Below are 2,789 nucleotides of genomic sequence, written 5' to 3' on the forward strand. Positions count from 1 at the left end.
CAGCCTGGCTGGCCCTGGCGCGGCGCCGCGCTCGTGGCACTGGTGCTGATCAGCGTGGTGGCCGCCCGCGGCACCCTGCGCCAAGGCCCGCCGCTGCGCTGGGGCGATGCCTTCACCAGCGACTCGGTGTTCGTCAACCAGCTCGGCCTGAACCCGGTGCTGACCCTCTACGAGGCGGCGAAGAACCGCTATTCGTCGCACCGCGACAACGTCTGGAAGGCCACGCTGCCCGAAGAGCAGGCCCTGGCGATCACCCGCGAGCTGCTGCTGACCGGCAACGACCAACTGGTCGACGGCGGGCTGGCCGCCCTGCGCCGCGACTACCGCGCGCCCGAGGCGGGCCGGCTGCCGGTGCGCAATGTGGTGGTGATCCTCATGGAGAGCTTCGCCGGGCGCTATGTCGGCGCGCTGGGTAGCCGCGACGGCATCACCCCGAACTTCGACCGCCTGGCCGGCGAGGGCCTGCTGTTCGAGCGCTTCTTCGCCAACGGCACCCACACCCACCAGGCATGTTCGCCAGCATGGCCTGCTTTCCCAACCTGCCGGGCTTCGAGTACCTGATGCAGTCGCCGGAGGGCAGCCACCGCTTCTCCGGCCTGCCACAGCTGCTCGGCGCGCGGGCGTTCAACGATGTCTACGTCTACAACGGCGATTTCGCCTGGGACAACCAGCTGGGCTTCTTCGGCAACCAGGGCATGACCCGCTTCGTCGGGCGCAACGACTACCGCGACCCGGTGGTCGCCGACCCGACCTGGGGCGTCTCCGACCAGGACATGTTCGACCGCGCCGTGCAGGAGCTCGACGGCCTGGCCGCGGGCGAGCCGTTCTATGCGCTGCTGCAGACGCTGTCCAACCATACGCCCTATGCGCTGCCCGAGCCGCTGCCGGTGCCGCCGGTCAGCGGCCATGGCTCGCTGGATGCGCACCTGACCGCCATGCGTTACTCCGACTGGGCACTGGGGCGCTTCTTCGAGCAGGCCAGGCGTCAACCCTGGTACCAGGACACGCTGTTCGTGGTGGTCGGCGACCATGGCTTCGGCGCGCCGGAACAACTGACCGAGATGGACCTGTTCCGCTTCCACGTGCCACTGCTGTTGATCGCGCCGGGCATCACCGAGCGCTTCGGCGCTCGCCGGGCGGTGGTCGGCACCCAGGTCGACGTGGTGCCGACCATCATGGGCCGGCTCGGCGGCGAAGTGCGCCACCAGTGCTGGGGCCGCGACCTGCTGGCGCTGGATGCGCGCGACCCCGGCTTCGGCATCATCAAGCCCTCGGGCAGCGACCAGACCGTGGCGATGATCCGTGGCGACCGGATCCTGGTCCAGCCCAAGGATCAGGAGCCGCGCCTGTATCGCTATGAGCTGGGCGCCGACGCCCGGGCCCAGCGGATCGAGGATGGGGACGGCTCGGCTGCGTTGCTGCGCCAGTTGCAGGCCTACCTGCAGACCGCTACCGGCAGCTTGCTGGCCAATACCAGCGGAGATCGCAGCGGCGAGGGCGAGCCGGACGCGGTGGCCGCCGAGGTGCCGCTCGCGGTGAAAACGGCCACGCCGGCGCGGCCGGACAAGGGTTGAGCTCGACGGTCGATCAGTGTTCCAGCGGCTTGAAGCTGTCGTCGGCGAAGTAAATAACGTAGTCGCCCAGCGCGCCGACCACGGTCACCGCGCCGTCGCGCTGGCCTGCCGGGGCGCCGCTCATGGCGTCGGCGCCGGCGAGCAACTTGGCGATGATCAGGTGCAGCTGCGCGTCGGCCTCGGCGCTCAGCTTGCAGTTCTCCACCATGAAGGCGACCTGGCCGCGCACCGTCTCGGCCAGCTCGCCGTAGCGGGCGGCGGGCAGACGGTCCGCGTGGATCGCCGGCAGCGCCTGGCGCATGTCGTCGTTGATGGTGCCCATTGCCTGGCGCAGCGGCGCGTCGGTGGCCCAGAGCATGCCGGCATCGAGTTGCAGCGCCGATGCGCCTTCGCCGTGGCCATGGTCATGGCCGGTGGCGGCGAGGCTGGTGCCGGCATGGCCGAGGGTGCCGGCGAGAATGATGGCGAGGGCGAGCGCCTGGGGTTTGCGGATCATCGATAGAACTCCATTGAGCGAGCCGGCGAAGTGCGGCTCCTGATGTTCTAACGCAGGCGCGACGGTTTTGTTCCATCGCGCCGCGCATCGGTCATTTGCGGTGCAGTTGCTCGATGCTGTCGGCGCCGAGCGACTGCTGCGTGAGCATCTGGGCGAGCCGCGCGCGCTGCTGCGGTTCGAGGATTTCGCGCTCCTGCAGCAGCTGGTCGATGAGCAGGCGCTGCTGTTCGTTCTGCAGCTCGGCGATCTTCGCCTGTTCGGCGTCGATCACCGTGCGGTCCACCTGTTCGGCGAAGATCGCCTCGATCAGCCGGTTGCGGTGTTCGCCGAGGCTGGCGTTGGAGGCGCGCAGGTAAGCCAGGAACGGCGCTTCGGCATCGTGCCAGCGCTGCAGCTGACTGGCGCTCAGTTGCAGCTCGCGCGACAGCTCGGTCGGTGCGCCGGAGGGCATCGGCAGGCCGTCGCGACTGAGTTTCTGCCAGCCGAGGCCGGCGAGCACGCCGAGGTTGACCAGCACGGACAGGACCAGGGCGTTGCGCAGGGTGGTGTTGCTCATTTCGGGTTTACCTTCAGGTAACAGAGTTCGGGCCGCGCGCAGAGCGCGCCGGGTGGGGCGCTGCCGAGGACGGCGAGCAGGTCATGGTCGGGCGAGCTGTCCGGCGGCTGGCCGGGCAGCGCATAGCCGAGCAGCAGGCCGAGCAGGATCGATGCCGCGGCAC

2 protein-coding genes and 1 pseudogene are annotated in these 2,789 nt (G+C 69.6%); 1 reads left to right on the forward strand and 2 read right to left on the reverse strand.

Annotated features, from left to right (window positions below):
• Nucleotides 1–1,574: pseudogene (locus BAY1663_RS22395) on the forward strand (LTA synthase family protein); the annotation flags it as partial.
• Nucleotides 1,575–1,587: 13 nt separating this feature from the next.
• Here the strand turns inward: BAY1663_RS22395 and BAY1663_RS22400 are convergent.
• On the reverse strand, nt 1,588–2,070 hold the full coding sequence (locus BAY1663_RS22400) for a hypothetical protein (RefSeq protein WP_037045252.1): 483 nt from the start codon (nt 2,068–2,070) through the stop codon (nt 1,588–1,590).
• A gap of 91 nt (nt 2,071–2,161) precedes the next feature.
• A complete protein-coding gene (locus BAY1663_RS22405; RefSeq protein ID WP_037045254.1) occupies nt 2,162–2,626 on the reverse strand; it encodes a periplasmic heavy metal sensor in 465 nt (154 codons plus the stop codon).
• Nucleotides 2,627–2,789 lie beyond the last annotated feature (163 nt).

The sequence above is a fragment of the Pseudomonas sp. BAY1663 genome (assembly GCF_000582595.1).
GTDB lineage: Bacteria > Pseudomonadota > Gammaproteobacteria > Pseudomonadales > Pseudomonadaceae > Stutzerimonas > Stutzerimonas stutzeri_AF.